The 6447-nt window shown below is 62.3% G+C and carries 6 protein-coding genes; 1 reads left to right on the top strand and 5 read right to left on the bottom strand.

From position 1 onward, the window contains the following. Positions 1–173: 173 nt before the first annotated feature. Both der and EN935_RS17655 read right to left on the bottom strand, forming a co-directional pair. Complete coding sequence (gene der / locus EN935_RS17660; RefSeq protein ID WP_109662115.1) at positions 174–1607, bottom strand: ribosome biogenesis GTPase Der; 1434 nt, start codon at positions 1605–1607, stop codon at positions 174–176. Further along, positions 1604–2269, bottom strand: coding sequence for a tetratricopeptide repeat protein (locus tag EN935_RS17655; protein ID WP_109662112.1), 666 nt, complete (start codon positions 2267–2269; stop codon positions 1604–1606). The genes der and EN935_RS17655 overlap by 4 nt, the downstream gene beginning before the upstream one ends. A gap of 215 nt (positions 2270–2484) precedes the next feature. Between EN935_RS17655 and EN935_RS17650 the strand changes: the two genes are divergently transcribed. Next, positions 2485–3492, top strand: a complete 1008-nt coding sequence (locus EN935_RS17650) for a polysaccharide deacetylase (RefSeq protein WP_127264536.1) — start codon at positions 2485–2487, stop codon at positions 3490–3492. A 36-nt stretch (positions 3493–3528) separates the two neighbouring features. Here EN935_RS17650 and sbmA read toward each other — a convergent pair whose 3' ends face one another. The 3 genes from sbmA to EN935_RS17635 all read right to left on the bottom strand — a co-directional run. Further along, entirely contained in the window at positions 3529–4788 is a 1260-nt protein-coding gene (gene sbmA, locus EN935_RS17645; protein ID WP_109662107.1) for a peptide antibiotic transporter SbmA, read from the bottom strand. Positions 4789–4901: 113 nt separating this feature from the next. Beyond that, on the bottom strand, positions 4902–6062 hold the full coding sequence (locus tag EN935_RS17640; RefSeq protein ID WP_127373475.1) for a YbfB/YjiJ family MFS transporter: 1161 nt from the start codon (positions 6060–6062) through the stop codon (positions 4902–4904). Between the two features lie 118 nt (positions 6063–6180). Then, a partial coding sequence (locus EN935_RS17635) for a hypothetical protein (RefSeq protein WP_348629896.1) occupies positions 6181–6447 on the bottom strand: 267 nt, incomplete at its 5' end.

Genomic DNA, 6447 nt, shown 5'->3' with positions numbered 1-6447 from the left:
GCCTAAGATGTCCTTGTTCCTGCATCGCAAGGACGCCGAGGCCGAGCCGGTGGCGGCCCGCCTCGCCGACATCCTGCTGGACGCCGCGCGGCAAGCGCTGCCTGAGAATACGCGGGCCAGCGACCTGCGCAGCGTGGCGTGATCATGGCGCACCAAGGGGGCGCCGATGACAATCAGCTTCGCTTCTTGTTGGACCTGCCTGCGAAGGGATTGTCCGACGTGCGCAGCGCGATGCGGATCGGCACGCCTGGCATGTCGAAGGCTTCGCGCAGGCTGTTGGAGAGATAGCGGACATAGGATTGCGGCATCGCATCGGGCCGCGAGCACTGGACGACGAAACCCGGCGGCCGGGTCTTGGCCTGGGTGACGTATTTGACCTTCAGCCGGCGCCCGGCCACGGCAGGCGGCGGGTGGTGCGCCAGGATGCCTTCCAGCCAGCGGTTGAGCTTGCCGGTCGAGACGCGGCTGTTCCACACCTTGTGGGTCCTGATGACGGCATCCATCAGCTTGTCGAGACCGCGCCCGGTCTCGCCGGAGACCGGTACGGCCTGGAGGCCGCGCGCCTGGGGAAGAAGACGTTCCGTCTTCTCGCGCAGTTCGGCCAGAAGCTCCTGGGGATGGTCGATCAGATCCCATTTGTTGAAGGCGATCACCGGCGCCCGGCCTTCCCTGATGATCAGGTCGGCGATCTGCAGATCCTGCTTCTCGAAGGGAATGGTGGCGTCGAGGACGATGATGACGATCTCGGCGAAGCGGATAGCGCGCAGGCCGTCCTGCACCGACATCACTTCTAGCTTTTCGTGGATCCTGGCCTTGCGGCGCATGCCGGCCGTATCGAACAGTTTCAGGCGGCGGCCATGCCAGTCCCAGTCGACGGAGATCGAATCACGCGTGATGCCGGCTTCCGGTCCGGTGAGCAGCCGTTCTTCGCCGATCAGCGCGTTGATCAGCGTTGACTTGCCGGCATTGGGACGGCCGACGACAGCGATACGCATCGGCTTGGTGTCGTCATAGGTGTGCTCGGCATCCGGGTCGGCGATATCCTCGCCGATCAGAACCTCGCCAGCAGCGACTTCTTCGTCTTCGCCATCTTCTTCGCCGAAAGCACGCGCTTCGCCGAGCGCGCCGATCACGGCGTCGCGCAGGTCGGGCATGCCCTGGCCATGCTCGGCCGAAACCGGGATCGGTTCGCCAAGGCCGAGTTCCCAGGCCTCCAGCATGCCGCCCTGAGCGCCCTTCGCCTCGGCCTTGTTGGCGACCAGCACGACCGGCTTGCCGGACTTGCGCACGATCTCGGCGAAGGTCCTGTCGTCAGGCAACAGCCCGGACTTGGCGTCGATGGTGAAGAAGATCAGGTCGGCCTCGCGGATGGCGATCTCGGTCTGCGCACGCATGCGGCCGGGCAAGGTCGAGGCGCCCGCGTCCTCGAAGCCGGCGGTGTCGATGACATCGAAATGCAGGTCGTAAAGCTTGGCGGTATGGACGCGACGGTCGCGGGTGACGCCCGGCGTGTCGTCGACAAGCGCCAGCTTCCTTCCCACCAGCCGATTGAAAAGAGTCGATTTGCCGACGTTAGGTCTGCCGATGATGGCGACTTTGAAGGTCACGACGCACTGCCCGACCCGCGGATCAGTTCGGACATCAACGTTGCGCGCTCGCGGGTGTTGCGCGGGGCGCCGTCATCGGCGGCGATCTGGTCGAACAGTTTCAGCGCATCCTGGGTCTTGCCTTCCTTCCAGGCGGAAAGGCCGAGTGCCTCGCGCGCCGTATGGCGCAGCGTGTTGGTGTCGGATGTGAGCGCCTCGACACGGCTGGAGACATCGGCAAAGGAGCCATGGTCGACAAGCAGGAGTGCTGCCCGCAACCGCGCCATGTCGCGAATGCCCTGGGGAATAGCCGTGTCGGCGGCGACTTCGTCGAAATCCTTGACGGCGGCGTCGATGTCGCCCTTGTTGGCCTTGACGGTCGCGCCGCGCATGCGGGCGAGCAACGGATAGGCGCCGTAGCCATCCTTCTCCAACTGATCGAGTGCGGTCAGCGCTTCGTCGCTCTTGCCGTCATTGGCGAGCTTCAGCGCCTGCGAGAACGCATCGCCCGAGCGGTTGGCGCGCGTCTCGTCCCAATAGCGATAGCCAACGAAGGCGGCGGTGCCGAGCACCACGAGGATCGCAACGACTATCAAGGCGGGACCGAAACGGTCCCACAGCGCCTGCGCCTGTTCGCGACGAATCTCGTCGTTGACTTCACGGATAAAACTGTCGTCGGACATCAATCAAAACCATTCCTGCCCGGTCGGGCCTTTGTCAGCCCGCGTTTTAGCGAAATTTTGTCGGCATGGAAGGGGTTCAACCGGAAAATCGCCTATTCCCGAGGGCAAACGGATGTTTGCCCCGGGCAAGCAGCCGAAAAGGCCAATCGCACCCACGCCACATTTAGGCGATAGCCGGCTTCGATACGTCCCCTAGAGTGCAGATCAGATTGCCGATGTACCGTCCGTTCCGCGTTGTTGCGTTTTCCCTCGCCGCGCTCGCCACTGCCGGGGCGGCTTTGGCCGATCCGCCCGCGCCACCAGCGCCGACAAAGCCGAAACAGGTCGTCATCATCTCGTTCGACAGTGCCCGCGACATTTCGCAGTGGAAGCGCAGCCGGGCGCTGGCGCAGCGTACCGGCGCGCATTTCACCTATTTTCTCTCCTGCGTCTTCCTGCTGTCGCCGGAAACACGCGCGGAATACACCGCACCCGGCAAAAGCGCCGGCAAATCCAACATCGGCTTTGCCGCCTCGAAGCAGGAAGTCACTGAACGGCTTGAGCAGATCGGCCTTGCCGTGCATGAAGGACACGATATCGCCAGCCATGGCTGCGGCCATTTCGACGGCAAGGACTGGAGCAAGGCCGACTGGTTGAAAGAGTTCAGTTCCTTCGAGCACATTCTCGAGAACGCCTATGCGATCAACGGCATTGCGCCCGAACCCGAGGGCTGGCGCGATTTCGCGCGGCATGCGGTTGTCGGCTTTCGCGCGCCGTATCTGTCGACTGGCAAGGCGCTTTATGAAGCGCTGCCGGCGGCCGGCTATCAGTTCGACGCGAGCGGCGTCTCACAGGGCCCTGCCCGGCCGGCGGCCAGCAACGGCATCATGCACTTTTCGCTACCGCAGATTCCGGAAGGACCGAAATCAAGGCCGGTGATCGCCATGGATTACAATCTCTATGTCAGACATTCCGGCGGCTTCGAGCGGCCAAGCAAGGCGGACGAGTTCGCCAAACGGACCTATGACGCCTTCCGCGCCGCCTTCGACAAGCAGTATGCGGGCAAGCGCATTCCGCTGGAACTCGGCTTCCACTTCGCGCTGATGAATGACGGCGCCTACTGGAACGCGCTGGAGCATTTTGCCGGCGAGGTCTGCGTCAAGCAGGATGTCGAGTGCATCAGTTTTCGCGACTACATATCGCGCCAGGATGCTGCCCAGAAGCAGGCTTCGGTCGGCGACTGAGCCGCCAACCCGGTTCGATTTCCAAAAACCCGGTCTTTAGGCCGGATCCTCGGCGCCCTGTCTTGCCAGATAGCGCTGGTCGATATCGGGCAACGGCTCGCCTTGCAGCGTCGCCTCGAAGGCGCGCAGGCGTTTGTGGACCGATTGCAGTTCGACGATGGTCGACCAGGAGGTGAGCAGAAACTGCAGCGAACCCGTCACCTTGCCGAACGCGTTCGAAATCTGGTTCAGCGCGCCGAACGTTATCTTGTGCGCCACCAGCGAGGGACCCAGGATCAGCAGCGAGAAAATGTTGTCGGCCTGCAGGTAGGTGTAGCGGACGACGTTGAAATAGATGTAGTGGAAATAAAGCCTGAAATAATTGTGACGAACATTCGAAAACAGTTCGGCAGTGGTGGCTGGCTGGGCTCGGTCCGCGTGATCCTCGCCGTAGACGAGTTCCTTGCGATAGGCGGCTTCGACACGCTGGTTGCGGAATTGCAGCCCTGGAAGTTTCAGGCCGGCAATCATGACCGAGATCGTCCCGAACAGACACCAGGCAAGAGCTGCGACCACCAATGGCTGCGGGATTGCGCCGATAATCGGCAACTCGGTGATATGAGCCTGCAACTGGATCATGACCGGCAGGAATGCGATCAAGGTCATGATCGACTGGACAAAGCTGGAGCCGAGATCTTCCATGATCTGCGAGAACCGCATCGTGTCTTCCTGGATACGCTGCGAGGCACCCTCGATATGGCGTAGCCTGCCCCAGTTCTCGACGAAGTAGTTGTTCATCGCCGTGCGCCAGCGGAAGATCCAGTGGCTGACGATGAAGGCATTGACCACCTGCACATTCATGCCGACCAGAGCTAGCCACGAAAAATCGGCCAATCCGATGTAAAATTCGCCGTTGGTCGACTTTCCAGTCCCCGACATCAGTCCCTGCACATAGTCGAAGAACGGCCCGTACCAGGCGTTGACGGCGACACTGACCTGCACATTGAAATAGATGAAGAACAGGATGACCGCGGTCATCAGGATCGACCAGCGCTGCCACGGATGCGGCGAATACCAGCTCCAGAATGCGTAGAAGACGAGCACGCAGAACGCGAAGTAGAGATAGAACCAGAGGAACGGCTTCGATACGAGGATGGCGATGCCAATGATGGGCGGCGCGCCTGCTGCCGCTGGCGGCAGCCCGAAAACCGCGCCCAACTGCTCACCACCGAAAAACCAGAACAGGATCGCCGCAAGGCTCCAGACGGCGGCCGAAGTGAAGAAGAGCTTCGGCTGCGGGAAAAAGGATACGAACACTGTGGCGAATTCCTCGATCTAGGCGCAAATCAGCTGACTACGGCGGGCATAAAGTCACACATTAGTGGGAAAGAAAATGCCCGTGCCCGATGCCCGGCACAGCAAGCCCACAATCATGGCGATTTTGGCGCAGCCGACCATGTGATGGCGCCGGAAACGACAAGAGCGCCGGCCGCGACAATCGAGGCGAGGAAGAAATCACCTGACGCCTGCGCCAGAAACCCAGCGGCAACCGGACCGATGATCTGGCCAAGTCCGAATGAGGCCGTCATCACGGCAAAGATCCGGCGTGGCGCCATTGGCGCCAGCTGCCGTGCGGCCTGCAGACCAAGCGCGGTGATGGCAATGAAGGTGACGCCGAGCAGCAGGCCGCCAAGCAGCGGCCCGGTGCGTCCGCCGATGGCGACGCTTGCCGTGACGCCGACAACTTCGATGAAACACGCCAGCGCATAGGCGACATAGAGTCCGATCCGTACGGCGATCTTCTGCCAGAGCCAGGTCGAGGGAAATCCGGCAAGGCCGGCGACCATCCACACAACAGCCTCGAAGACGCGGCTACCGCCGCCTTGCCGGACGATGGCGACCAGGAATGTCGCCGTCACCACATAGCCAAACCCAAACAGGCCGTAGGCAATGATGATTTTCAGCAGCGACCGGTCTTTCGGCAATGCCGGCTCAGGGCCAGTTTCGCCATTGGCGAGCGGACCCTCGTCCACCAGCAGCGCCACGACCACGAAACCGCAAGCCGAAATTGCCGCCGACCACAGCCAACCTGCTGCCCAGCCGGCATGTTCGGTGACCAGGACAGCCATCATCGCCGCGGACACCGCGATGCCGAGGCCAACGCCGCCGAAGTGCCAGGCCTGCAAGTCACCTCGACCGACAGCGGCGATATGGCTGAAAACGATGCTGGCCATGAACACCATGACAAAGGCACTGGCCAGACCGGCAAGAAAGCGGATGATGAGAAAGGCGACCATCGCGTCAGTCAGGCCCATCAGTGCGGCTAGGACAGTGCTGGCACCGAGACCCGACAGCATCAGCAGGCGCTCGCGCCCATGCGCCCAGCCGCCCGCCGCCGCCAGCGCGCCGACGAGATAGCCGAGATAGTTGGCAGAGGCGATCCAGCCGGCATCGGCCGGCGACAGGTGGATCTCCTCCATCATGCCAGGCAGGATCGGCGTATAGACGAAGCGGCCGATGCCCATGGCGACGGCCAGGGCAATCATGCCGGCGAAAGCGTAGCGCAGCGCTGTTGAGGTGGGCGATATCATTGCAGCGCACAATAAGTGCGCGAGCCGGTGAAACAATCCGCCTTTTGTTGGGCCAGCGCAACCGCGAGGCGGCGCGATCGTCTCGACTTCTGCTTAAGCCGGAACCCTTGGCGTCCGCTCAGCAGCGTCCACCGGGAGCGGCACGCAATGAAGTCGTTTCGTGCACGGTCCGCCGCGCCGTCAGCCTGAACGGCACATCACCAAGTTCGCGCTCCGACATGGTGTTCAGCACTGGGTGCGAAAGCGGATCGATCAGCCATCTCTGAGTCTCGCCTTCACGGCACGGCTCATACGGCGTATTCGCGGCGAACAAGACCTTCAGCGACGACAACATCCTCAGCATTTCCGGCTCCGTGGGCCTGTCTCCCGCCAATAAGTCTGCCGT

It is taken from the genome of Mesorhizobium sp. M7D.F.Ca.US.004.03.1.1, from assembly GCF_003998635.1.
Classification (GTDB): domain Bacteria; phylum Pseudomonadota; class Alphaproteobacteria; order Rhizobiales; family Rhizobiaceae; genus Mesorhizobium; species Mesorhizobium loti.
This window is presented reverse-complemented; position numbering and strand designations above follow the sequence as displayed.

Excerpts from the sequence above, each read along its gene's own strand:
- EN935_RS17655 (WP_109662112.1), bottom strand. The coding sequence starts at position 2,269 with ATGTCCGACGACAGTTTTATCCGTGAAGTCAACGACGAGATTCGTCGC.
- EN935_RS17650 (WP_127264536.1), top strand. The coding sequence starts at position 2,485 with ATGTACCGTCCGTTCCGCGTTGTTGCGTTTTCCCTCGCCGCGCTCGCC.
- EN935_RS17640 (WP_127373475.1), bottom strand. The coding sequence starts at position 6,062 with ATGATATCGCCCACCTCAACAGCGCTGCGCTACGCTTTCGCCGGCATG.